Origin of the sequence: Halobacteriovorax sp. RT-2-3, from assembly GCF_047085075.1 — a bacterium.
In the GTDB taxonomy this organism is placed as follows: domain Bacteria; phylum Bdellovibrionota; class Bacteriovoracia; order Bacteriovoracales; family Bacteriovoracaceae; genus Halobacteriovorax_A.
The window spans coordinates 852,334-877,965 of record NZ_JBKIYF010000001.1; the positions used below are offsets into that span (position 1 = coordinate 852,334).

26 protein-coding genes are annotated in these 25,632 nt (G+C 36.2%); 18 read left to right on the forward strand and 8 right to left on the reverse strand.

Translation table 11 applies throughout. The features are described from left to right. Positions 1-36: 36 nt before the first annotated feature. The 4 genes from ACMAYX_RS03865 to ACMAYX_RS03880 are packed head-to-tail and all read right to left on the reverse strand — an operon-like array spanning position 37 to position 3,241. Positions 37-813: an exodeoxyribonuclease III gene (locus tag ACMAYX_RS03865; protein WP_392991453.1), complete on the reverse strand. Its 777-nt coding sequence runs from the start codon at positions 811-813 to the stop codon at positions 37-39. A 2-nt stretch (positions 814-815) separates the two neighbouring features. Beyond that, positions 816-1,583: an enoyl-ACP reductase gene (locus tag ACMAYX_RS03870; RefSeq protein ID WP_103216832.1), complete on the reverse strand. Its 768-nt coding sequence runs from the start codon at positions 1,581-1,583 to the stop codon at positions 816-818. 29 nt (positions 1,584-1,612) lie between these two features. Next, positions 1,613-2,290 (reverse strand): response regulator transcription factor, encoded by a 678-nt coding sequence (locus ACMAYX_RS03875; RefSeq protein WP_103216831.1) that lies wholly within the window; start codon positions 2,288-2,290, stop codon positions 1,613-1,615. Then, positions 2,291-3,241, reverse strand: a complete 951-nt coding sequence (locus ACMAYX_RS03880) for a sensor histidine kinase (RefSeq protein WP_392991450.1) — start codon at positions 3,239-3,241, stop codon at positions 2,291-2,293. It abuts the gene before it with no gap. A gap of 71 nt (positions 3,242-3,312) precedes the next feature. Here ACMAYX_RS03880 and deoC point away from each other — a divergent pair, with 71 nt between their 5' ends. The 3 genes from deoC (at position 3,313) to ACMAYX_RS03895 (ending at position 4,702) form a co-directional block, all read left to right on the forward strand. After that, the gene (deoC, locus tag ACMAYX_RS03885) at positions 3,313-3,981 is read left to right on the forward strand and encodes a deoxyribose-phosphate aldolase (protein ID WP_393090338.1); all 669 of its coding nucleotides are present in this window, start codon (positions 3,313-3,315) and stop codon (positions 3,979-3,981) included. A 72-nt stretch (positions 3,982-4,053) separates the two neighbouring features. Then, a complete protein-coding gene (locus ACMAYX_RS03890; protein ID WP_103216828.1) occupies positions 4,054-4,341 on the forward strand; it encodes a hypothetical protein in 288 nt (95 codons plus the stop codon). Between the two features lie 91 nt (positions 4,342-4,432). Continuing rightward, complete coding sequence (locus tag ACMAYX_RS03895; protein WP_103216827.1) at positions 4,433-4,702, forward strand: TIGR02530 family flagellar biosynthesis protein; 270 nt, start codon at positions 4,433-4,435, stop codon at positions 4,700-4,702. On the opposite strand, the gene ACMAYX_RS03900 is transcribed toward ACMAYX_RS03895, so the two are convergent. Continuing rightward, entirely contained in the window at positions 4,697-5,728 is a 1,032-nt protein-coding gene (locus ACMAYX_RS03900; RefSeq protein ID WP_412469715.1) for a CpaF family protein, read from the reverse strand. The genes ACMAYX_RS03895 and ACMAYX_RS03900 overlap by 6 nt on opposite strands. Before the next feature lie 32 nt (positions 5,729-5,760). After that, the gene (locus tag ACMAYX_RS03905; protein WP_103216825.1) at positions 5,761-6,438 is read right to left on the reverse strand and encodes a hypothetical protein; all 678 of its coding nucleotides are present in this window, start codon (positions 6,436-6,438) and stop codon (positions 5,761-5,763) included. A 73-nt stretch (positions 6,439-6,511) separates the two neighbouring features. Between ACMAYX_RS03905 and ACMAYX_RS03910 the strand changes: the two genes are divergently transcribed. Genes ACMAYX_RS03910 through ACMAYX_RS03920 form a run of 3 tightly spaced genes read left to right on the forward strand, consistent with a single transcriptional unit; the run spans position 6,512 to position 7,856 of the window. Next, the gene (locus ACMAYX_RS03910) at positions 6,512-7,009 is read left to right on the forward strand and encodes a hypothetical protein (protein WP_412469716.1); all 498 of its coding nucleotides are present in this window, start codon (positions 6,512-6,514) and stop codon (positions 7,007-7,009) included. After that, positions 6,999-7,343: a hypothetical protein gene (locus tag ACMAYX_RS03915; RefSeq protein WP_103216823.1), complete on the forward strand. Its 345-nt coding sequence runs from the start codon at positions 6,999-7,001 to the stop codon at positions 7,341-7,343. Before ACMAYX_RS03910 ends, ACMAYX_RS03915 begins: the two co-directional genes overlap by 11 nt. Before the next feature lie 9 nt (positions 7,344-7,352). Beyond that, entirely contained in the window at positions 7,353-7,856 is a 504-nt protein-coding gene (locus tag ACMAYX_RS03920; protein ID WP_103216822.1) for a YtfJ family protein, read from the forward strand. A gap of 18 nt (positions 7,857-7,874) precedes the next feature. Here the strand turns inward: ACMAYX_RS03920 and ACMAYX_RS03925 are convergent, their stop codons facing one another. Together ACMAYX_RS03925 and ACMAYX_RS03930 are read right to left on the reverse strand one after the other, a co-directional pair. Continuing rightward, a complete protein-coding gene (locus ACMAYX_RS03925; RefSeq protein WP_412471565.1) occupies positions 7,875-9,545 on the reverse strand; it encodes a CRTAC1 family protein in 1,671 nt (556 codons plus the stop codon). Positions 9,546-9,619: 74 nt separating this feature from the next. Then, positions 9,620-11,386 (reverse strand): acyl-CoA dehydrogenase family protein, encoded by a 1,767-nt coding sequence (locus tag ACMAYX_RS03930; protein ID WP_158246782.1) that lies wholly within the window; start codon positions 11,384-11,386, stop codon positions 9,620-9,622. A gap of 244 nt (positions 11,387-11,630) precedes the next feature. Between ACMAYX_RS03930 and ACMAYX_RS03935 the strand changes: the two genes are divergently transcribed. Genes ACMAYX_RS03935 through gspN form a run of 12 tightly spaced genes read left to right on the forward strand, consistent with a single transcriptional unit; the run spans position 11,631 to position 25,616 of the window. Beyond that, positions 11,631-13,082, forward strand: a complete 1,452-nt coding sequence (locus tag ACMAYX_RS03935; RefSeq protein ID WP_412470768.1) for a hypothetical protein — start codon at positions 11,631-11,633, stop codon at positions 13,080-13,082. A gap of 15 nt (positions 13,083-13,097) precedes the next feature. After that, positions 13,098-15,464 carry a type II secretion system secretin GspD gene (gspD, locus tag ACMAYX_RS03940; protein WP_103216817.1) on the forward strand — a complete coding sequence of 789 codons (2,367 nt, stop codon included), beginning with the start codon at positions 13,098-13,100 and terminating at the stop codon, positions 15,462-15,464. Between the two features lie 32 nt (positions 15,465-15,496). Next, complete coding sequence (locus tag ACMAYX_RS03945) at positions 15,497-17,221, forward strand: GspE/PulE family protein (RefSeq protein ID WP_233189680.1); 1,725 nt, start codon at positions 15,497-15,499, stop codon at positions 17,219-17,221. Between the two features lie 26 nt (positions 17,222-17,247). Further along, on the forward strand, positions 17,248-18,456 hold the full coding sequence (gene gspF, locus ACMAYX_RS03950) for a type II secretion system inner membrane protein GspF (RefSeq protein ID WP_103216815.1): 1,209 nt from the start codon (positions 17,248-17,250) through the stop codon (positions 18,454-18,456). 45 nt (positions 18,457-18,501) lie between these two features. After that, complete coding sequence (gene gspG / locus ACMAYX_RS03955; protein WP_412462782.1) at positions 18,502-18,957, forward strand: type II secretion system major pseudopilin GspG; 456 nt, start codon at positions 18,502-18,504, stop codon at positions 18,955-18,957. 22 nt (positions 18,958-18,979) lie between these two features. Further along, on the forward strand, positions 18,980-19,645 hold the full coding sequence (locus tag ACMAYX_RS03960; protein ID WP_392991439.1) for a prepilin-type N-terminal cleavage/methylation domain-containing protein: 666 nt from the start codon (positions 18,980-18,982) through the stop codon (positions 19,643-19,645). Then, complete coding sequence (locus tag ACMAYX_RS03965; protein ID WP_392991437.1) at positions 19,630-20,142, forward strand: prepilin-type N-terminal cleavage/methylation domain-containing protein; 513 nt, start codon at positions 19,630-19,632, stop codon at positions 20,140-20,142. Before ACMAYX_RS03960 ends, ACMAYX_RS03965 begins: the two co-directional genes overlap by 16 nt. 3 nt (positions 20,143-20,145) lie before the next feature. Further along, a complete protein-coding gene (locus ACMAYX_RS03970; protein WP_412471566.1) occupies positions 20,146-21,054 on the forward strand; it encodes a type II secretion system protein J in 909 nt (302 codons plus the stop codon). Then, the gene (locus ACMAYX_RS03975) at positions 21,038-22,405 is read left to right on the forward strand and encodes a hypothetical protein (protein ID WP_103216810.1); all 1,368 of its coding nucleotides are present in this window, start codon (positions 21,038-21,040) and stop codon (positions 22,403-22,405) included. The genes ACMAYX_RS03970 and ACMAYX_RS03975 overlap by 17 nt, the downstream gene beginning before the upstream one ends. Positions 22,406-22,465: 60 nt before the next feature. Beyond that, positions 22,466-24,043 (forward strand): pilus assembly protein PilM, encoded by a 1,578-nt coding sequence (gene pilM / locus ACMAYX_RS03980; RefSeq protein WP_412470770.1) that lies wholly within the window; start codon positions 22,466-22,468, stop codon positions 24,041-24,043. Then, entirely contained in the window at positions 24,043-24,660 is a 618-nt protein-coding gene (locus ACMAYX_RS03985) for a hypothetical protein (protein ID WP_412471567.1), read from the forward strand. The genes pilM and ACMAYX_RS03985 overlap by 1 nt, the downstream gene beginning before the upstream one ends. Before the next feature lie 29 nt (positions 24,661-24,689). Continuing rightward, the gene (gene gspN, locus ACMAYX_RS03990; RefSeq protein WP_412462785.1) at positions 24,690-25,616 is read left to right on the forward strand and encodes a type II secretion system protein GspN; all 927 of its coding nucleotides are present in this window, start codon (positions 24,690-24,692) and stop codon (positions 25,614-25,616) included. Positions 25,617-25,632 lie beyond the last annotated feature (16 nt).

The window sequence follows — 25,632 nt, forward strand, 5'->3', positions numbered from 1 at the left end:
TCAAATAAAAAAAGCCAGCTTATGCTGGCTTTTTTTTTATTTAAATTCAATCGATAGTGGACAGTGATCACTTCCCATAACATCTGGCTGATGCCAGCAGTTTTTCACACGAGAAACAAACTCATCAGTTGACCAGAAGTAATCAATACGCCAGCCTACATTCCTTGCACGACAATCTCCGCGGTAAGTCCACCAAGTGTAGTGGCCATTCTCTTCAGCAGAAGTGTACTCGCGAAACAAATCAGTAAAGCCCTGGGCCTTAAACTCATCCATCCATTCGCGCTCAATAGGAAGAAAACCAGTCGTCTTTGTATTTGTCTTTGGATTTGCAAGATCATTTGCCGTATGCGCGGTATTATAATCTCCACAAATCACAACTTCTTTTTTCGTCTTCTTCTTTAGAGCTAATGCTTTATCAGCAACAGCACGACAAAAGTTTAACTTATATGGAACTCGAGCGTGATCTCTTTGTCCATTTGGAAAGTAACAATTAAAAAGAATGTAATCATCAAATTCAGAAATGATCGTTCTGCCTTCACAATCGAACTCAGGAATTCCAAGCCCTATCGTGTGCTTAACATTGATCCCCTTTCGAACCCAAGTAGCAACACCTGAATAGCCCTTCTTTTCAGCAGGAGCAATTAGCACTTCGTGGTTATCAGGATTATTTAAGCGATCACTTAATTGTTCAGGTAATGCCTTCGTTTCTTGAAGACAGATTACATCTGAATTATCTTCTAAATACCAATCGTAAAAACCTTTTTTTTCGCAGGCCCTAAGACCTGCGACGTTCCAACTAGAAATTTTAGTCAAAACTAAGCTCCTAAGATCGAGATACCAGAGTCAACGTAAAGAACTTGTCCAGTAACACCGTTAGCAAGACGAGAACCTAAGAATACCGCTGCTCCACCAACATCTTCTTGAGTAACATTACGACGAAGTGGCGACTTCTCTTCAACATCATTTAGGAAACCTTTAAGCCCTGGAACACCAGAAGCAGCAAGAGTTCTAATTGGACCTGCTGAAATACAGTTTACGCGAATTCCTTCTGGACCTAGATCATCTGCAAGATATCTCATTGTTGATTCAAGAGATGCTTTGGCAACACCCATTACATTGTAACCATTAAGAACCTTAACTGATCCGTGGTAAGTAAGAGCGATAACTGAACAATCTTTTGCCATAATAGGCTTTAGAACATTACACACACCTAGTAGTGAGTATGCTGAAATATCTTGTGCCATCTTGAAACCTTCACGGCTTGTTTTATGGAAACGATCTTTAAGATCAGTTTTATCAGCAAATGCTAGAGAGTGAACGATTACATCAACCTCTCCCCATTTTTCTTTTACGATTTCCGCCATCTGAGTCATATGATCTTCATTTTGAACGTCTAGTTCAAATGTAAACTCTCCACCGATTTGTTCACTTAGTGGCTCAACTCTTTTTTGAAGTGCTTCATTAAGATATGAAAACGCAAGACGTGCACCTTGTTCTTTCATTTGTGTTGCAATTCCCCATGCAATTGACTTGTCATTTGCAAGTCCTAGGACAAGAACTTTCTTTCCTTCTAAAATTCCCATTTATTACTCCATTTCTATTTAGTTATTTATTATTTAATAAATTTGTATCCGACAGATCGGATACTTATTATATGTTTTGGTTCCTTAGGGTTCTCTTCAAAGTATTTTCTAAAACGTACAATGAAGTTGTCAATGGTACGAGTATTTGAATCCTTTTTGTAGCCTAATAATTCAAGTAACTCACCGCGCGTAACCACTTCACCCTCATTTTGCGTTAAAAGTGTCAAAATCTTCACTTCCTGCTCTGTTAGAGTATATTCCTCTCCCTGGCAGAGTGCTTTAAAGTCAGAAAAGTGTATTTCATTGGCCCCAAATTTATATATAGTGACTTCCTTTTTTGTCCAACTAGAGCGCTTTAAAAGACGCTTTACTCGCAAGATGAACTCATCTAAGTTAAAAGGCTTCGATAAGTAATCATCAGTACCTAAATTAAAACAGCGCACTTTTGATTTCGAGCTATCCTTTGCCGAAAGAACAAGAACTGGTGTTTTCTCATTAATCTCTCGTATTTGCACAAGAATATCCTCACCACTTATTACCGGAAGCATGAGATCCAAGACAACTAAGTCAAACTCTTGATCCTTATAAAATTTGATTCCCAAATCTCCTCGATTTGCATGAACGACTTCATAGCCTTCTAATTCGAGGTTTAAGATAATACCTTTCGCAATATTTTGCTCATCTTCAATAAGTAAAATACGACTCATTTAACTAACCCTATTTTTAAATAATAACTTTAATGTCATCCCCTGATCGACACCTTCACTTTCAGCGCTAATGCGTCCTCCATGAATTTTCATAATTTGAGTGGCCATATAAAGTCCGACACCACTTCCCTTTGATGACTTTCCAACTTGGTAGAATTTTTTAAAAATATTTTTCAAATCTTTTTCTTCTACACCATCACCATTATCAACAAAGAAGAGTTCACTAAAACGTTTCCCTTTTTGAAAGATGATCTCCATTGTCTTCACTTCTTTGCTATTGTAGCGAATTGCATTAGTCAAAATATTCATTAATAGAATATCAAAAAGCTTGCTATCAAATTCGATTGATTCTTCATTATCAAGATGTACAAACGATATATCAAGCTCAGAGAAATTATGACGATTACGATGAACAAACTCTTCGATTGTCTGGCGGATATTGATTTGTCTTAAATCAGGCTCGACTTTCTTTTCTTCGAGACGCCCAAGTTGAAGGATTTGCTCAATATTATCACCAAGTCTTTCAGTATCATGTCTCATAATATCGAGATATTCCAACTGCTTTTCTCTCTCAAAGCTATGGCGTTTTAAAGTATCAATAAAGATTGCAATCGAAGCAACGGGAGTCTTTAGTTCGTGAGTAAATCCATTAATAAAGTTTTGCTGCATACGATAGAGCTGGCGAAGTTTTTGGTAATAATAAAAAACCATACTAAAGCCAACGATAATAAGTGAAACTAAAATAGACAGAATTAAGATCATTACCCATGTTTCAGTTTGTTGGAACTGAACAAGAGGAATATTCGACTTCTTAACAAAGTCCGTTAACTTGGCATTAACCTCTAAGTAAGAAGAAATATAGAGATATAAAGAAATACCTAAGGCCACCAAGCTCGATATAAAGATAAAGAGCGGGTGAATAAAAAATGGACCGCGTTTAATAAGTGACATATTGCAAATATTAGCAATTATTGGCACTATTAGTTAAGAAAATAATAAAAGAATTTCTATCGAGGACAACTATGCAAGACATCGCTCAATTTATTGACCACACTTTATTAAAGCCTGAAGCAAGTAGCCTACAAATTAAAAAGCTATGCCAAGAAGCTAATGAGTATGGCTTTAAATCAGTTTGTATAAATCCAAGTAATATCCTCGAAGCAAAGAAGCATATTGACCCAAGTAAGTCACTTATTTGTACAGTTATTGGTTTTCCACTTGGCGCCATGACGACAGAAACAAAGGTTTTTGAAACTAAAGATGCCATCGAAAAAGGTGCTGATGAAATTGATATGGTTCTAAATATCGGAAGGCTAAAAGAAGGTAATCTTGAGTACGTTGAACAAGATATCGCCGCAGTGGTTAAGGCGGCAAACGGAAAAGTTGTAAAGGTTATCTTTGAAACATGTCTTTTAAATGAAAAAGAAATTCGTTTAGCGGCCAAAGCATCCATAAGTGCTGGTGCTAGCTTCATAAAAACATCAACTGGATTCTCAAGTGAAGGAGCTAATCCTGAAGTCGTCTCAATAATGATTGATGAGGCTCAAGGAAAATGTGAAGTTAAAGCCTCTGGTGGGGTTAGAAGTCTTGAGGATGCACGTAAATATCTAGAAATGGGTGTAAAAAGACTAGGAACGAGTTCTGGTGTCGCGATCATGGAAGGTGAAAAAAATATCACAACTTCTTACTAATGTGTAAGTTTGCATCTTAGTATGCTATTGATAGAAGTAGATGAGAGAGAGGGACTCACACAAGGAGTTTTCATGAAGTCTATTTTGCTATCAGCAACTGTAACTTTAGTTTCAATCAAGGCGTACGCAAGTCTGCCATGTGAGCAACTCGACCAAAACCTGGCTTATGAAAACACTCGCGAATTCATAAGTATCAAAAAGAAAATCACAGAAAATTCTCAAGTAAATGACGACATTCGAAATCGAATTAAATCACTTATTAAGAACACGAGAAATTACTACTTCAAATCAGGATGCCAAAACCTAAGACATCAGCAGCTTGGGATTTTATTAGAGCTTAATGAACTGAAGAAGTTATAAGATTTTCTTTACCCTTGCCTACCTACTATTGCGCCAAGCAAAGTGCCACAATGACTTTAGAGTCATTTAGGCCAAGGCCAGGAAGGGTTATATGGAGAGAGTCACACACCAATTAACAATTTCAAAACATGCAAAAAAGCGCCTGCTTGAGCGCCAAATTCACTTTAGCGAAAATGATTATAGCCGCTTAAATGAAGCTGCTCATAAATTGAAGTTAAAAGGCGTAAAGGAATCCTTAGTTATTACTGACGATGCAGCCTTTATTCTCGATATCGATCGCTACTGTTTAATAACAGCAGTAAATAAAGACGAACTTAGTGATAATATTTTCACTAAAATTGATGCAACAATGATCTTATAGCTCATTCCAATAATTTGTTGGTAATTCACCTTTTCGAGCTAACTCACTTGCAAGGTTTGGAACCGCACCGCCAAATACTAACTCATCATTTTCAATTTCAAGAACTGAAGTCGTAAGGATATTATTTCCTTCCATATTATTGACTTCCAGCACTTGCGTAACTTTTCTACGGCCGTCATCAGTACGTCCTAATTGAATAATGAAGTCAACTGCTGTCGAAATATACTTTCTAACAACATGATAAGGAAGATCAAAGCCTGCCATTAAAAAGAGGGCCTCTACTCTTTGTAAACATTCCACAGGAGAATTGGCGTGAATCGAAGTCATACTTCCATCATGTCCAGTGTTCATTGCCTGAATCATATCAAAAACTTCAGCTCCCCTTACCTCACCAATAAAGATACGATCTGGTCTCATACGAAGTGTATTCTTAACAAGTTGGCTCATCGAAAGCCCCTCTTGTCCACTTGTTAGCCCGGCCTCTAGCCTTACACAATTTGTATTAGGAACAACTAACTCGAGAGTATCTTCGATTGTAATGATTCTCTCATCAGGAGAAACTTCCTTAAGAAGCATATTCATAAATGTCGTCTTACCTGAACCAGTTCCACCAGAGATAAGAATGTTTTTCTTGGCCTTAATAAGTGATTTGAAGAAAGGAATATATTTTTCATTAATTCCAAAAAGCTGAGAGTGCTTATCGAGTTGGAAATTATTTGAAAGATATTTTCTAATAGTGATTGAAGTACCTTGAGATGCATATGGTTCACTAATAATATTGATACGTGAACCATCTGGAAGTCTTCCATCTAAGATAGGATTTTCGTTTGAAAATTTCTTCTTATTAAATAGTGCCACTTCATTTGAGAAATCGAGAATATCTTTCTTATTAAGAGGTACGTTAAGTCCAATAAACTCTCCTCCTCTTTCAACAAAAACATTCTTTGTTCCATTGATTACAATTTCAGAAATCCCCTTTTTCGTTGAAAGGTCTTCTAACATTTTCCATACACTATTTTCTGCCATACTCTTCCTTCTTCATACTGAACAAAACTGACTTACACAGTCTTAGATGCAATTAAATCAGTATCTCCAATACTTAAGGCGTAATTAATTATATTTTTTTGTAATTGATACTTTTGATCAGTAGCAAGCATCGACTCTATTGTATCAAAGCTTTGTTTCGCTCTAATTAATCCAAAGAGCTTCTCCTCTCCTAAATATTTTAGAAAGTGAACAAGCATAAGGATAAGGATATCAATGCGGATATTACGATTTTTTGAAAGAGATAAAAGCTGATCAATTCTTCTATCCGGAAAGTATGGATGATCTTCAATCTTTTCAATATCAGACTCATAACAAGATACTTTTAAATACATTCCAAGTGAAATTAGGCGCGAATACCCACTTACTGTTTTGTCACGAAAACGAGATTCTATTTTTTTAATATCTTCGATCTCTTCAATAACGACAGCATGCGGATGATTGCTATTATAGAGAAAGTTCATATAGTAGGCCAAGAGACGATCACGAATACCGTGCCAGCCATACTTCTTCACAAGAGAAGTTAAATCTGTTTCTTCACCGCCATTTAAAATACGATAAAGAATCCTACCCATAGCAGGAGATTCAAAAATAAATCTTTGCAAATCGACAGATGTGTTACTTGAACTTGAAACATCACTTATTAGTAACTGACAAAATCTATCGGGAAGCTCTACATAATCTAATTCCATAAAACTATGATAAATGAGATTTAGATGAGATTCCAGCTTTATATTAGTAAGGAGCTCCTGTTATAATGGATCTATGAAAACACCTATTCTAGAAGAATTCAAACTCAAGGCAATTGATAAGGAAGAAATTAAGACGGCACTTAAAACGTACCGAGTTGGTCATCAGCCTCTCTATCTCGATGCATCGAAATTACAGAGGGATCGACTAATAAAGCTTCTTGGGCTTTTATCAAATGTTTTAGAGGAGCAAAATCTTTCACCAAAATTCCCTTATCCTTTCTATGTGATAACGGATGTTGAAGATATTTGGACGCGCTTTCCAATCTTTAAATCTCTTGAAGATCTACCAAAGTACTATCAATTTGAAGCGGCAAGGCCAACTAATAAAGAGCAAAAAGTCTTAGACTTCATTGATATCTCAGCTTCAAATATAAGAAATGAAGATGTACAGTTATGTCTTGATGAGTTTGGACGTACAATTGCATCCCAAAGGATAATAAAAGCACTTGCAAAAGAAGGTGCAAAACTTGAGAAATTAATTTTAATCTTGGAAGACGAAAATGTCAGATAACGATAACAACGACTTAAAGAAAATTGACCAACATATTAAAAAAGTCTTAGGTGATGAATTTGCACCAATTCCTAAAAAGCAATCTTCTGGTAGTGAAGAACATAAACTGACGAATTTTCTCGATATTGAAAAGAATCGCATTAAACAGCTAAAGGACTTCTTTCAAACGAGAGTTCCAAATGTGATTGAATTGAATCAATTTGATGAGCTCATGCAAGAATTGGTTGAATATAATGACCAACTTCGTGCAAAAGTGTTAAAAAAGACAGTTCTAAAAGACTCAAAGTTTAGTCTAAACTTAAAGCAAATATTTAATAAAACTTTTATCGAATAGGAGAAGTGAATGAAGAAGTTTTTTATGATGGCGCTTATTTGTGCATCAACACTGGCAATGAAACCAGCTACAGTTGAAATTTCGGGTGAAAATGGTGGCCGTTTAAATGGTAAAGCGTGGTCGTCAACTGAATTAAAAGACAAAGTTCACGTACTCTTTTATGTTGATCCAGATGAAAAAGATTTAAATAACCATGCTTCAGAAGCACTAGCTCGTGAAAAGTTTGACCGCACTAAATATGCCTCAGTTGCAGTAATTAATATGGATGCAACTTGGCTTCCAAACTCAATCCTAGAGGGTGCTTTAGAAGATAAGCAAAAGAAATACCCAGATACAATTTACGTAAAAGATCTTGAAAAAGTAATCGTAAAAAAATGGAAAGGAATCGTAAAAGATGACGATTCGAATATCCTTGTCTTTGATAAAAAAGGTAGCTTAGTTTACAAGATCAATGGCAAAGCAAGCGAAGCTCAAGTGAAAGAGATGATTACAATTATCAAAAAGAATATGTAGTGGTAGGTGCGAAAGCACCTACTCTTTTATAACTGTCGTGGAGTTCATCAAGACAGGATAATTTTTTCTAAGTTTCTTCCCATTTTTTAACAGATAAGGCCACTCAACAACAACTTCACTTACCTTCTCGTCACCAAGGCCAATATGTATATAAGATGTACTCTGAGGTTGGAATTGGCCAAATGATGGATAATGCTGACGAGTATATGTATTACCTTTATTCGTATCAGCTATGATTTTAGCTCCATAAGCTTCTCTATTTGAATTCTTTCCTACTAATTTTAGCTTTATATAATTCTTCTGTGGTAGTCGATTTTCAAAAAGATATACTCTAGGCTGAATTCTAAAATCACGAGTATTTGTCTGAATCGTTAAGATATCCATTCGTCCATCATCATTAAAATCAAACACTACTGTTGAGCTAGGGTTAACAATATCAATACCAAGATCCGGGCCTCGGTTAACTAACTCATGATCTCTTTCTTGCACAAAAGACACAAGCCTTGAGTGAGGAGGAAACCCTGAATTATCAACGAGTAGATCAATAAGGCCATCATTATTCAGATCAGTCCAAAGTCCTCTCATATCACCTTGGTTCCAATTCGCCTTCGCCTCATCATTTGTATACTCTGTACGAATAAATGAAATACTTTTAAGCCCTTTATTAGTTAAAATACTTGAGCGATCACGAGACTCTAAGTCCAGAGAGTGCGAGATTTCTCCCATGGCAATATCATAATAGCCATCATTATTATAATCGCCACAAATTGCAAAAGTTGAATTTCCGCCATTAAAGCGGCCACCACTTGTGATAGCATCCATACTATATCCGGAGCTCACTCCTGCATCAGTATAGACGATACTCTTTCCACGCTTTGTGGAAAGCCACAACTTATTTGGATGGCCTGCAGAATTACTTGTTAAAATGTCTGCGAAACCATCATTATTTATATCGCAAATACTTGAAGAAAATGTAGGGGCCACATTAATATAAGTATTGCCTCTTTCTTCTAATTCACTTGTTAGTGCTCCCGAGATTTCAGAAATTTTTCCATTCTTATAAGTAAAAAGTCTGTTTTCGATTGTTTTGCCCTCTTCGTTGCGATCAAACCAATTGGCAACAAAGAAGTCTAAAAAACCATCATTGTCATAATCAAAGATATTTACGTTAGAGATTGGCGCTATAAAATCAAAACTAGTTTCACTAAATTTTCTAAAAACAATTCCATTATTTCGCGATGGACTACCTTTGTAAGAAACAAGTGGCTTTTTCGTCAGTGCTGACTTTTGATTATGAATTCCCGTAATTACATCTACAATGCCGTCCTTATCGAGGTCTACAAATTGCATGAATGTAACCTGAACATCATCTTCAAAGTAAATATTCTTAGCTTTTACAAATCCATCGTCTGTCGCAAGATAAAATTGAGGAACAGAATAATTCCCATTTAAAAAGACAAGATCTTCTCTTCCATCACCATTTATATCGTAAACATAAACACGTGATGCCTTAATACCATCAAGACCAAGCTTTTGAGTTACATCGACAAATTTCGAACTTGCCTTTGTTGGCCCATAGTTAAGTTTGACTTGTTTTGCTTTCGATTTTTTTTCTTTCTTTTTAAAGACCTTACTTGAACATGAAGTAGCAATTAGGGCCGAAGAAAGTAGGAGTAAAGAATATTTCATATGAATATTCTAATAGGCCCTAGCATTTTTTACTAGGGCCTAAGAGATTATTTTTTAATTGTAATGAGAAATAATTAGAAATTAATGATATCTAGGCCGTATCCATCATTTGCACAAACTTGATCAGAAGTTTCTTTAACAACTTTGTCATCGTGTGAAGTCATTGCCTTAAGATTTGTCACAACTACTGCTCTTGCATCTTTTAGTGCAACACGAGCAAGGTTAAGAGCATAGTCTTTCTTATCTTGTTCGATCTTATCACTATTAAGAATTGAAGTTGTACGAGAAATTACAGCAAGCATTACATAAAGATTCATTGCCATTTCAGCAATTCTCTTTTGTGGAAGCTCGTTACCGATAATATTCTTACCATACTTCATAAGAGTGTTTTCAACTTGAATCGCGAATTGACCAAGAAGAGAGTTAAACTTCCCTGCTTCTTTATCAAGTTTTGCGTGATGCTTAGTAATTAGTCGCTGACCAATCATCTTTGATAGACGACCTTTAGCAAAGTTAGTTAAAACACCTACAGACTTAATTGGATCTTGAAGAGCTTTTGATACATCAGCTGCTTTTCCAAGAGCTTTCATACTTTCAGATGGATTTCTAATACCAGAAAGAGCAAGGAAGATTCTTAAAATTTCGTTTGTTCCTTCAAAGATCATATTAATACGAGAGTCTCTCATAATTCTTTCATATGGATACTCTTTCATATAACCGTTACCAGCAGCAATCTGCATTCCTTGGTCAACAACTTCCCAAAGAGATTCAGAACCATAGATCTTACATACAGCAGTCTCAAGGTAGTAGTCGTTAAGACCTTTACACATATTACCAGTTGTCATGTATACGATTGACTCTGTTGCATAAATTCTTGCTGCCATAAGAGCAAGTTTATCTTGGATAAGACCAAACTCAGCAATTGGTGCACCAAATTGCTTACGACCTTTAGCATGCTCAGTAGCAAGCTTTAGGATTGTCTTCATTCCACCTACACATCCAGCACCAAGAGAAAGACGTCCAGAGTTAAGAACGTTCATGGCGATTTTGAAACCTTTTCCAAGCTCACCTAGAATATTTTCTTTTGGAACGATTACTTTATCGAAGTATACTGCACGTGTTTCAGATGCACGGATCCCCATTTTGTTTTCTTTTTCACCAAATGAAAGACCTTCCATTCCTTTTTCAACGACGAAACAAGAAATTTTTTCTTTAATTTCACCGTCTACCTCATGATCTGTCTTACAGAACACAGAATAGAACTCTGCAGTACCTGCGTTAGTAATCCAAAGCTTTTGCCCTGTAATTGTATAAGTGCCGTCACCGTTATCAACGGCCTTTGTCTTAATTGAATAAGCGTCAGAACCTGATCCTGGCTCAGTTAAACAAAATGCTGCTAACTTTTCACCTGAAGCGAGTTGTGGAAGCCACTTTGCTTTCTGCTCCTCAGTCCCCTCGTTTAAAAGTGCACGGTAACCAATAGATTGGTGAGCACCGATCATCGTTGCAACTGCGCCATCAAAAGAAGCAACTTCAGCGAAAACGCGACTATAAAGAGTGTAGTCAAGACCAAGACCACCAAGATCTTCATGAACACCCATCCCAAAAAGCCCAAGCTCAGCTAAACCTTGCATTACTTCTGGTGGGATCACACCCTCATGATCCATCTTCTCACCGTCTAAAGTCCCCTCACAGAACTTGTTTACAGCGTTTACCATCTCACGACCAAAGTCTTGCTGCTCATCAGTAAAACCTGGGTATGGAAATACATTGTCTTCTTTAACTTCACCAAAGAATAGATCTCCAACAATGGAGTCCATCATTTGCTTTTCTTCACTCATCATTAAGTCCTTTTTTAAAATCCATCTATGTGGGTAGAAAATTGATTGACTGGAATTCCCTGACATTTTAGCACGACATTCGTCAAATAATCAAAGCAAACACTTACTTAAGTTTAACCGACATTTTAACTCGGTCAAAAAGCAAGAAAATTCTTACCGAATATATCAATGGTTGATGCTTTGGGTAAACAACCTTAAAATACTATAAGGTATTAAAATATAAAAACTTTCAAGAAGAAACTTAATGACGAAAAAGAAAGGATTCTTTTCTAAAATTAAATCAAAATTATCCAAAGATCAGGATGATGGGGAATTTATTGAGCATGAAGAAAATCTTCATGACGGTGAAGAGTATGAGTACGAGGAAGAGTACGAAGAAGAGGACAACGGCGAAGTCTACGAAGAAGACGTCGACATTCCCCTACCTCCCGCACCAACCCCAGACGCAGACCAGGTCTTAGAAGACCCCACTCTAGAAGTTTATATTGACGATCTAGAAGCTCACTCCGAAGAAGATGCCGGTTTTCTTTCTAAGCTAAAAAGTAAGTTAACTAACAAATCAACTAACGAAGCTGATGAAGAAGCTGACTCTGAAGATAGTGACGAAGAAGACGAAACTGAAGGATCAGAAAATAAATACAATGTCATGCAACGCATGCTTGATAAAATCAAATCAAAGACAGAAGACTTTGACTTATCAAGAGTTGGAAGTGGTCTTGGAAAAAGAACAAAAGGTCAACCAACTGGCGCACAATACTTTCTTCCTAACCTATTAAGTAATGAATCGCGCCCTAAGATTCATCATTATTTTTTAATTCTTTTAACTTGTGCCTTCTTATATCAAATTGGTAAATTTGCGGCCCTTTTCTTAAATGGCAAAGACGGTGGCGCAAAATTTCAAACAGATTTTAGTCGCCCTAATACTTACGATCACAATGCATCAATTGCTAATATTAGAAACTATAACCCATTCAATATTCAAGAAGATGAAAACGAAAAAACTGAAACAAAAGTTAAACGTCCGAAGAATGTTGTTAAGATCTGCCTTGCTGCTGATCAAGAATCAAGACTTGGTTTCAAACTCTTAAATACAATTGTTCTTCAAAACAGTGCCAAGTCTGTAGCAAGTGTTTCTAACCGTGGAAAGGTAGAAAATGTTCGTGTTGGTGGAAAGATCAATAATATAGCAGAGATTGGAAGTATCACACGTCAAAAAGTTATCTTTAAAAACTTAAGAACTGGTGAATGTGAATTCATTGCAAACGTTGACGAGAAGGCCAAGCGCTTTGCTCGCAAGGCCAACACTAAAATTCTTCCACCAAGTAGCGCCAAAGACGTAATGCCTGAATTTAACAAGGATATTAAAGTTGAAGGAAATAACTTCAAAATAAAGAAGGAACTACGTGACTCTCTTTTAAGTAATATTGGAGATGTTCTAACGCAGGCCAAGGCCATTACAATTAAGAATCCAGATGGATCCCTATGCTTTAAAATGACAGAAGTGAAGCCAGGATCAATCTATTCATATCTAAATGTTCAAAACGATGACATAATTTGTGAAATCAACGGTGCAAAAATCGAAAATATGAATCAAATTATGGGAATGTTTGGAAAAATTAAGTCTACGGACTATTACGAACTCGGTATTAAGAGAAACGGAGTTCAACAAAGCTACAACTACAATTTTGTCGAATAATTATAGGGATCATGGATGAAGAAACTATTTTTAAATCTCTCAGCGCTATCTTTACTTTGTCTTGCAGCAGACCCTGCTCAAGCACAGTTTAGACAATTCAAATCAAAAACCAAGGTTAATCGCGATGCGAATCCTTCGGCAGCTAGCCTACTCGATAGCAGCAATGCAGAGTCAGGAAGTGATGCATTTGGAAGAACTGCAACTCAGCCTAAGAAAACTGATGATGCTTACGTTAACTTAAATCCAGAGACTGCTTTTGGTCCAGAGATTGTTACAAGTTTTGACTTCGAAGACACTTCTCTTCAAGACCTAACTAAGCACATGCAAAAACTTACAGGTTTAAATCTGATTATCGACAAAGACCTAAAAGGAAAGATTTCTATTTCTGCACCAACACCTATTACTGTTGGTGATGCATGGAAAGCATATTTAGCAGCACTGAATATGAATGGCCTAACGATGGTTAAATCTGGTGCATTCTACAAAATTGTACAAGCTAGAGATATTCGCTACATCCCTACTAAAATCTACACAGGTAACTATGTTCCAGAAACAGAAAACTACCTAATGAAGATTATTGCCCTTAAAAATATTGATTCGACAGAAGTTTCACGCTCGTTTAGACCATTTATGTCTCGTTACGGACGAATCATTGAAATCAAACAAACAAATACTATTATTATTCAAGATACTGGTTCTAATATTAATCGTTTAATGAGTTTAATTAAATTCATCGATGTTCCTGGCCACGAAGAAACACTACAGATCATCCCTGTTAAGAATACTTCGGCATCAGAAATTGCAAAGCTACTTGATAAGATTCTAAAAGATGATACTTCTAAGAAAACTGCCTCAAGAAGAAGCTCTGATGGTGGTGGACAGATCATCTCAAAATTAACGGCAGAGCCACGTACAAACTCGATTATTGCCATGGCAAACTCAAGTGGAGCAAAGAGACTTAAGGAACTAATCAATAAGCTAGATGTTGAATTAGTTGCTTCTAATAACGAACAAATTCATGTTTACTACCTCTACCACGGAGATGCTGAAGATATGTCTAAGACACTATCTGAGCTAGTAAGTGGATCAAAATCGAATTCTTCAAGCTCAAGAAGAACTTCTCGTTTTTCTAGAACAGCAACTGAAGATAATAACGAATTATTTAATGCAGAAGTTAGAATTACTGCAGACAAGTCTAATAATGCTCTTGTTGTAACTGCCTCTCCTACTGACTGGCTTACACTTGAAAAAGTTATTAAGAAACTAGATCAACCAAAAGACCAAGTATTTATCGAAGGTCTAGTGATGGAAACAAATATCTCAAAATCACGTGATCTTGGTGTCTCTATCGTTGGTGCATACGGATCAGGTGCTGCAGACCGTGCTGGTTCAATTCACGGAACTTCAGGTTCTGTTCTGACACAACTTATTTCTGGAACTTGGACATCAATTGGTGGTCTATTTGCCGGTGTTGGTCTAGGAAATGAAATTGAAACAGAGATCAATGGTCAAACAGTGAAAATTGATTCAGTAAACGCACTTATTTCTGCAATTGCAAGTAACGGAGACACAAACGTACTCTCTACTCCTCAATTATTAGTTCTAGATAATACAGAAGGTATTTTTGAAGTTGGTGAAAAGATTCCTGTACCTAAAGAGAGCCAGGCATCTAATGGTTCAACAACGACTTCACTAGACACACAAAATGTTACTTTAAAGATGAAGATAACTCCTCAAATTAACAAGGTAACAAGATATATCAAACTAAAAATTGACCAAAACTTTGAAGATTTCTCAAGTAGGGCCCTTCCTTCTGGTGTAGCATCAGTTGGTGTTGGTACAGTCGTAAGAAGTGCTGTAACAACTGTAACTGTTCGTGATCGCGACACAATTGCAATGGGTGGTATGATGAGAGACAAGACAACTGATTCAGTAAGTAAAGTTCCTCTACTTGGTGATATTCCAGTTCTTGGTTGGCTATTTAAGAATACGACGACACAAACTGAGAAACTAAATATGCTAATGTTCTTAACGCCAAAAATTCTTGATAACTATCAAGAAGATATTGCGAGTACAGTTAAAGAAAGCTTAAATCGTCGTGCTTCTCACCTAAAAGAGTTCCACGGTGAAAAAGATCCATTTAAGTCGACTGCTAAAGGTCTTTACAACAAGGCCCAAAAACAAGAGCAAGGTCCTCTTTATGATGAGCAACGTAACAAGTACTACAAGCAACAAAACCAAGATAGCGTGATGAATGACTCTGTTATTGAGCCTGGCTACAATGATGTCGTTCAAAAAGTAAATGCGAAGAAATCAGCTCCTAAGAAGGCTCCTGCTATAAAAGTAAAGTCTTCAGATAAAGAAGTTGTGATTAAGAAGTAATTTAAAAAGGCTTGATGTAAATGAGAAACCAAATGCTAGAAACATTTGAACACGGTAAAGAAAAGATTGGTGAGCTTTTAATTAAGCACACCTCTCTTACACGTGAGCAGTTAGATGAAGCACTAGAGATTCAACAAGAATCAGGAATGCTTATTGGTGAAATTTTACTTAAAAAGAACTATATTCACCCTCACGATATTACAAAAGTAATTTGTCACCAAATTGAAATACCATACGAGTCTGAAATTGATGTGGATACAATTGATCCTGAATTAATTACGAATATTCCAATTAATTATGCAAAGACGCAGGAGCTTATCCCAGTAATGGAAACTCCCCGCTTTGTTTCAGTAATTATTACGGATCCATTTAATTTTGATGCCATCAATGACCTAAGAGAAATTTTTAAAAAAGATATCCATATCTCAGTTGCCCAACCATTAAAAGTTAATGACGCAATCAATCGCGTGTATGAAAAAGCAAATAAGAATATGGTTCAGTCTCTTGAAGACGAATTTGATGAATCACTAGATCTTGACGGTCCGATTGATATCCTAGATGCTGGTGCGGATGAAGCCCCTGTTATTCGTTTTGTTAACTCGATTATTTTTAGAGCAGTAAAAGAGCGTGCAACAGATATTCATATTGAGCCGTATGAAAAAGAATCAATTTATCGTTTTCGTATCAATCGAGTTATGACGGAAGTCTTAAGACAACCGCTTAAAACACACTCTGCTGTAGCTTCACGTATTAAAGTTATGGCAAAACTTGATATTGCAGAAAAACGTCTTCCTCAAGATGGCCGTATTCCAATTAAGATGGCCGGTAAAGATATCGATATCCGTCTTTCAACGGTACCAGTTCAAAATGGTGAGCGTATCGTTATGAGGATTCTTGAAAAAGACAATAATATCCTTCAACTAGACCACCTTGGTTTCCACGGTAAGGTTCTTGATGATCTCGATGCCCTATCGCAAAGAAAAGATGGAATTGTTTATGTATCAGGTCCAACTGGTCACGGTAAATCGACAACTCTATTTGCGATGCTAAGTCGAATCAATACACCAGATCGAATGATTATTACAGTTGAAGATCCGGTGGAATACGAAGTACCTGGTATTTCTCAAATCCAGGTAAACCATAAGATTGAACTTTCATTTGCTAAAGCACTTCGTGCCATTCTTCGTCAAAACCCTGATGTTATCATGGTTGGGGAAACAAGGGATTACGAAACTGCAGAGATGGCGATACAAGCTTCAATTACTGGTCACTTTGTACTATCAACGATTCACACTAACGATGCATCGTCAGTACCAAACCGTCTGATTGATATGGGAGTGCAACCATTCATGATTGCCTCTTCTCTTTCTGGTGCTCTTGCGCAAAGACTTATTCGAACACTATGTAAGGAGTGTAAGAAGCCAAAAGATATTACTGACTTTGATCTAGAAGTACTAGGAATAGATAAAATACCTGAAGGTGCAACTGTGTATGAGTCCGTAGGTTGTCCAAGTTGTGACAATAAAGGCTACTCAGGTATGACTGTTGTCGCAGAACTTTTAATGATTAATGATGAAATTCGCTCACTTATTATTAACTCTGCTCCATCAGGGCAGATTAAAAAAGTTGCACAGAAATACGGGATGAAAACTCTTAGAGATGATGCCATTGAGAAAGTTATAATGGGAATCACTTCAATTGCAGAAATGAACCGTGCAATCAATATTGAAGGCGAAGACGAGAGTCAGGAACAATAAAGAAAAAGTAAAAAGAGTAAGAAGACATGGCCATATTTGATTACAAAGGTATCGATCGTACCGGAACTGAAAAGAAAGGTAATATCACAGCTGAAAACGAACAGGCGGCCAAGGCCAAAATTCGTGCTAAGGGTATTATGCTTACTGCGATAAAAGAACATAAGTCTTCTAGTAAGTCTTCTTTTGAGCTAAATTTCGGAAGTACCGTTTCAATCAACGACCTCTCACTTATGACAAGACAATTGGCCACTCTTGTTAAAGCAAAGATTCAAATTGTTGAAGCCTTCAATGCACTTATTGAACAGTGTGAGAACCCAAAATTAAAAGTTGTTCTCTCTGAGATTCGTCAAAAAGTAAATGAAGGTAGCTCCCTTGCCTCTGCATTCTCAGACTATCCAAAAATCTTTGACCATATTTATGTCAACATGGTTGAAGCCGGTGAACAGTCAGGTACATTAGATATTGTTCTACTTCGTCTTGCAGAATTTACAGAAGCGCAAGTTAAATTAAAAAATAAAGTTAAAGGTGCCATGATGTATCCAATCATCATGTTACTAGTTGGAGCCCTTGTTATGGGTGTAATTTTAGTTTTAGTTATTCCTAAGATTACAAAGATTTTTGTTTCGATGAAAAAAGAGTTACCTCTGCCGACAAAAATTTCAATTTGGCTATCAGGATTTTTACAACAATATTGGTGGGCCGTAATAATTGGCGCCTTTGGTCTTTATTGGCTATTTAATCGCTATATTAATACAAAGAATGGCCGCGCAAAATGGGACTACGTGACTCTAAAGCTTCCAGTATTTGGTTCACTTATTACAATGGTGAACGTTTCACGCTTTGCTTCAACTCTTGCAACACTTTTAAATTCAGGTGTACCAATTCTTGCTTCAATGAAGATTGTTAAAAACCTAATTGGTAATGTCCATATGCAAGAAGCAATTGAAAGCGCTCGTATTAATATATCGGAAGGTTCTTCCATGGCAGCGCCCCTTGCACAATCAGGATACTTCCCTATCATGGTTACACATATGATAAGCTTAGGTGAAAAATCAGGTGAACTCGAACCAATGCTTAACATCATTGCGGAAAACTACGAGGATCAGGTAGAATCTAAATTAAGTGGGTTAACATCTGTACTCGAACCTATTATGATGGTCGGCATGGGTGGAGCTGTTGCTTTCATTGTAATGTCAGTTGTCGTTCCAATGATGGAGCTAAACTCAATCAATTAAGCTTTTTAGAGGATATAGAAAAGAAGACATTTAAGGAGATTTTAAATGAAGTACAATTTTTTTAAACGCCAAGTAATGAAGAGTCAGGCCGGGATGACATTAATTGAAATCCTAATTGCCCTTACTCTAATTTCACTTATGGGGACATTTATTGCAGGTAAAGTTTTCGACTCACTAGAAGAAGGTCGTGTAAAGTCTGCTAACATTCAAATGAAATCACTAGAGTCACTACTGAAAGACTTTAGAAGAAAGTGTAACTTCTACCCTACAACAGAGATGGGATTAGACGCACTTATCAACAAACCGTCTGGCGGACGCGAGTGTAAGAATTATCCACCAAATGGATTTATCGATGCGGATGAAATCCCATTAGATCCATGGGATATGGAGTATGTTTATACTTCAGATGGAAAGACTTACAACATCATGTCTTATGGTAATGATAACGAAGAAGGCGGAGAAGGTTTCGCTGCCGATATCTACTTAAGAGACAATAAGTAATCTAAAATAAATTAGGGAAACTATGCATAAGGCACATGGACAATCAGGTTTTACATTAATTGAAATTCTGGTATCCATGGCCTTAGCTTCCCTACTTCTTTACATGGTTGCAGGATCAACCTTTTCCTCACGCCGCAACCTAGATGATACGATTGAAAATGTTGAACGAGTTATTCGCTTCTCAAGTGATGAAGCGAGCTTAACAAATAAATTTCTACGCGTTGGTTTTGATTTAGAAGATATCGACCAAAAACTCTCTTTAGAAATGGCACAAAGTAATGACTTTGTAATTGATATGGATTCAACAAAGAATTACGATGACATGACTGATGAAGAGAAAAAAGAAGCAAATAAGAAAGGTCGCTTCATGCCTCTACCGGACTTTGATGCTAATGACTTCCGTCCAACGGGCGGTGTTCGCATTGTTGCAGTTGGCAGCACACTAACACAAAAATTACACATAACTGGCAAACCATATGTCTACTTTTACCCCACAGGTGAGAAAGATTCTGTTATAATTATTCTTGCAACTGAAGATGAAATGGTCGCACTATCAACAGAGCCATACAGTCAAGTAATCAATCGTGAGTACGTGGCCTTGGAAGATGTTAACTTCTCTAGTGACGACTTTATTGAAAAACTAACAACAAAAGCAGAAGAACTTTATAACGAATGGTTAAGCAATTAAAAAATAATTCTGGATTTACCCTCATAGAGGTTCTTATTGCACTTGCAATATTCGCTGTCTTTATAACTTCATATATCACTGCTCAAGGCCTAAATATTACAGATTCGATGGAGATGCGAACGGAGATAACTCTTCGTGAATATGGAATTGAAAAAATGAATGAGATTCTGGCCTACCCACCGGAGCTAAAAGATAGTATTACGATGAAGCCTGAAGTAGGGAAATTTGAAAGTAATGAAAATATTAGCTATAGCGTTGAATGGAAGAATTTTACGGTACCAGACTTCGAAAAGATAACGGGCTCTGAAACACCAGATGATGGTGACGATAGCAATAACTCAATTCAAAAACAAATCTTTGGTGTTGTTAAAAAGAACCTTGAAAAACTTATTTGGCAAGTTAGTGTCACTGTTAAAGATGATACTACAGAAGAAACGTTTACAATAAGTACGTGGCTTTCAAATGATAAATATAAAGTAGAGATAAACGGACTCTAGAAGATGAGAAGTTTTAAAACCGATCATATTCACAACAATGAAAAGGGCTTCACATTAATTGAAGTTCTTATCGCTATCGCTATTTTATCAGTACTCATGACGGCCATTTATACAATCGTCGACAGCAGTGTTAACACGAACGATCGTGTTACTAAAGAAGACCGCGAGAGACTACAGTTAGAAATTGGAATGATGAGAATTGAAAGAGATATCGAACTCATCAACTCTCCTCTTTATTACGAATCGTCTAAAGCAGAAGATAACAAAGCTTTTGCAAAAATCTACAATGCCTCACAATCTCAATCGGGATCAAGGCTTGGAGGATCGTCTCAACAGCAACAGCAGCAACAACAATCAAGTAAATATGTGATGACTTCTCATATATATCAGAATAAGAATTTTGATAACTTATCGTCAGGAAATGTTCCAATTCCAATTTTACAAAATGAAGAGAAAGGTTCACTAGTTTTTCTATCTTCAGCAAACAGAAGACTTATAAAGAATATGAAGCAATCTAACTTAATGTGGGTACGCTACCGAGTGGTAACGACATCGACAGAGGGGCAAGAGGAAGAAGAAAAAAATACAGAAGCTCCATATTCCCTAACGAGAACAATCATTCCAGTTGATATTTATAATACTGAATTAGATTGGGAAAAAGCAAAAGAATATCCAGTAATAGAAAACTTAAGAGACTTTTCTTTCGAATTCTATAGTCCAGAAAAAGAAAAGTTTGTTTCATCACTTAGAGAATTAAATAAATTAAGAAATACTCCACGTCTTATTCGTATGAATATCGATTACGTCTCAAAGAATGGAGATGAAATACAAATTAATCGAACAATTAGAGTAATGTGGCCAGAATTTGATGCAGCAGCAGACTTAAAGGAAAAGTATGACTTTAAAAAATAAGAAGACATTACTTAAGAATGAGTCTGGTATCGCCATTATTATGGTAACGACGGCCGTTGCAATTCTAACTGTTCTACTTGCTCAATTTACGTATGAGACAAAACTAAACAAAATCAGAATTGAAGGTCAAATCGATAAAGTACAAGCTAAGCTAAATGCTGAAGCAGGGCTTCATTACGCCTTGTCTGTCTTAAAGGTATATAGAGAAGCGTGGAACAAACTTGAAGATAACACTTCCCTTCAATCGACAATTTCTAAGAGTGATATTGAAGCTATTGCCACACAACCATTCGTTGTGCCAATTCCGGTTACGACTGAATTAAGTGCTCTTCAAAAAAATGCTATTGCAGAGTTTGAAAAAGAATCACTAATACAAGGATCAATTTCAGTTAGTCTTAAGCCTATAACAGGATTTCTTAATCCTAATACCCTAAGAGTAATCAAACCAATGAATGGAAGCTCTTCACAATCTTCCTCTGAGGCAAGTGGCCAACAGAGCTCGACAATAACACCTCATCAATTCATGGAGAAAACTTTTACAGAAATGCTTGAAACAACATTTAGAAATGAGATCGAAAATAATGAAGACTTCGCTCTTCACTACTCTAATCTTGATCCGAAACTACTTGTTAAAGAATTAAAGTACTTTGTTTCTGGTAAAGAAGATTATGATGAGCCAGAAAAAGCAGATATCCAGAGAACTTATCAAAACCTTGGTGTTGAAGCCAAACATGCTGCATTTGAAACAGCAGAAGAGCTTTACTCTCTTGCAGGCTGGGATGATGAGATCGTAAATCTTATAAAGGATCGAATTTCAATTCATAATGTTTCCGTAATTAATGTTAACGAAATTACAATCAATCAGCTTAAAGTTTTATTTCCTGAAATGTCTGACGTTGCTCTGGAAGAATTCTTTAAGTACCGTGATGGTGATGAGGAAAATGGAACTTCACCAAGTTCATTTAAAAGTGACAAGGACTTCAAAGAACTTATTACAAATCGTCTCGGAGCTGTCGAAGCATCAGACTTTGATAAAAGAATTAAAGAATTTGCTGACGCAGATATTATCATTGGTACAGGTGGTAAGCTTTTCAAATTAGAATCCATCGGTATGTATGCCGACACAACGTATAAGTTGACTGCTTTTATCGACTTACCAATCAAACCTCAGGCACCAACAACGACATCACAAGGACAATCTGGCCAACAAGCAGGTGGTTCACAGAATCCAGATGATGATGACGACCAAGGTAGTGGACAACAACAATCAAGTACAGGTCAACAAGGGCAACAGTCTTCAAGTAAGTACTATCTCCTGCGTCCAAGAGTTGTTGAGATACGCACCTACTAATGGCAAATTTTTCATTCAAAAAAAAACAGCAAAGTTATTGAAATTTGGTAAAATAAATTTATGAGTATTTTAGTAATAGACTGTGGTGCCTACAGTATTAAATTTGTTGAAGGCCGAGTACACAAAAAAAGATTCATTATTGATGATATTGAAGAAGTTCTACTCGAAGATGTTCGTGGGCCAAGTGACCAAGAAGTATCGATTCATGAACTTCAACAAAGAATCATCTCAGGCTTTCTAAAAGACCAGCACTACAATGGTCGAATCATTACTCAACTACCAAATGAATTCTTAACGAATCGCTATCTTGATCTTCCAGCTAAGAGCAAGAAAGATGCGGAACTAATGATTCCTTTTCAACTTGAAGAGGACCTACCATTTAATATCGCCGATACTCACTACATTGTTAATCTTTATAAAAAGATCAATAGTCAATTTTCAGCAATTGTTCAAATTGCAGAAAAGAGTGTCTTTGCGACTTATCGTAATTTTCTACAAGCCTACCATACTGTTCCATCAAACTTAACGTCGGAACTTAGTGTTTATCAGAGCTTTGTTGAAGAAAAGAAATTAGAATCAAATGTATGTATTTTAGATATTGGTCATCAGACAACGAAGGCCTACCTAATTTATAACGGTATTATCTACACTCACCATATTTCATATGTTGCTGGTTCGGCCATTGATGAGGCCATTTCAAAGACTTACAATATTGGGGCAGCAGAAGCACGTATTTTTAAACACGAAAATAGCTTCTTTCTAACGAAGTCACAACTTGATAGTGTAACAAAAGAGCAGCAAGACTTTGCTCTTATGATGCATCATACTTTTAAAGACCTACTTTCTCAAATCGACCGATGGCTACTTGGACATAGAGTAAAAACAGGTCAAAGTATCGAACATATCTACTTAACTGGTGGTTGTGCCAATATCAAAAATATTGATAACTATATTACAGAAAGACTTCACGTAAGTGTTTCACAATTTATGACACCAGGTCTTGAGAGAATGGTTTCTGCACAAGAATACAACTCTCTAACACTCGCCTACACAATGGGTGCTTCAAATACATACAGAGAGCCTGCAAAAAACTTTTTTACGAAAGAATTTGCTTCTGCACTTAAAGATGGAATTAAACTAGAAAATACAATCTTTACTTTCTATCGTCTTGCTATAGTTTGCCTAGTTTTATGTGCAGGATTCTTAGTGGAATCACTCTACTTCGTAAATCAAGAAATCAAGTCAACAGATCGTGAGATCAAAAAGCTAATTAAATCGAGTAACTTGAATATTACGCAAAAACAGGAAAGATATCTTAGAAAAACTCCTGAGAAGCTAACAAAGATTATTAAACAAAAAAATAAAGCAATTGATGTTGATTTAAAAGTTTTAGCAAAAGTTCCAAAGACTAGTGCTCTTGCTAACCTACACACAATTACGAGTGCGATAAAAAGAAACGAAGAAGTATCATTAACTAAGTACAAAGGTGATCTAAACTCAGGTTTTGCACAATTTCAAAGTAAGAGTGATCGAGATACAAAACAATTATTAAAAGTCCTTAAAGGACTTAATGTTGACGATGCCAATATTGATGAATCTAATAAAGATAAGATTACTATTAGTTTTAAAGGTAAATAATGACACAAAAGAGCATGTTTAAAGAAATTGATGTCGCTATTGATAAGCAAATAGAAGAAGCTAGAAATTCTGGTGTATTTCAATCATTTGCAGACCAACTACGCTCTTTCTCTGAAACTGAGCAAAAAATTATTAATCAGTTCTTATCTGGACTAGTTGTTATTATTCCTGTCATAGCTCTACTTGGTGTCTTTATCTTTAGGACAATGAAAGTCAGTGATCTGAACACAAGAAAAGAATTAGAGAGCGCTATTGTGAACTTTAAAGAAGGCAACGTAAAACTTAAGGCCCAAGAAGGGCCTATTGTAATAAATGATGCAATCTACGAAAAATCTGATTTCGTAAATAAATTAACGGATGCGACTTCGAGATTAAACTTAAAAGCAAATCAAATTAATGTTGATGGCTTTCAAAAAGAAAACTTAGGTGGTTCAATCAATCGTATTGAAACAAGTATTATGATTGATAAATTTACTAATAAGGCTTTCGTTGGCTTACTAAACGAACTACACCGAAAGTTTAAAGTTATCATAACAGAAATCGATCTTGAAAAAACAGCTGATGGTAAATTTGTTTCAGGCAAATTTCTTGTCGAATTTTATGCAAAAGTTAACTAATACATAATATGGGTATCCAGAAGAATAATATGAGTGAAGAAGCAGTACAAACAGACGTATACAAGATAAATAAGAAAACAATTTTTCTAATGACGATCCTTGCATTCTTATCCCTCTTTCTTGGATTCATTTTCAATTTTTCAGTTGAAGATAAAGTAATGAGTCTCGTTTATGATGGACTTAGAAAGAATCGAAGCTGCCCTATTTATTATCAGAACGCCTCTCTTAGCTATTTTCTTCCAGGTATTAACTTAAAAGAAATCGATATCTCATCTCGATGTTTAAATGCTCCATCAGGACTAACTATTTCAGAGGCCGATATTTCTTTAGGACTTCCAAGCTTTGCACCAATGGGTCTTACATTTAATACAGAGATAAGTAAGATTTCGGGATTAAATAATAATATCAATATTAAATCGATTCACAATTTTTCAACTCAATACATTAAGATAGAGAATTCTGTAATCAGCTTTGAGGCCCTTGGCCCGCTAATGAATGCATTTAAAATAGATGGAACGATCAATCTAAACGCACTTGTTAGTACAGATTTAAAAGCAATAAAAGATCTCGATATTTATTTAACATCAAAGGATTTTACGATTCCGGCCCAAGTCATTCAAAGTTTTGAATTACCTACTCTAGCAATAAAAAATCTTTCATTTAAAGCACATGCTGAAGATGGAGGGGCCGTTGAAATCCAAGAGTTAATCATTGGAGATAGCAACTCACCTATTCGTGCCAATGCAAGTGGAACAATTTCTCTAGATAAAAGAAATATTAGAAATTCAAAAATCGATCTCGAAGCACAGGTTAAATTTACACCAGAATTTATCGAAAGTTTTGCGATTATCAACCTTCTTCTAGGCAATGGTACTCCTGACGAACAAGGTTTCTACCATATGAAAATTGATGGGACTCTTGGACGTCCAAACACGCCGAAAATGATTAAGCGCTAGTTGACTAAAGGCCAAC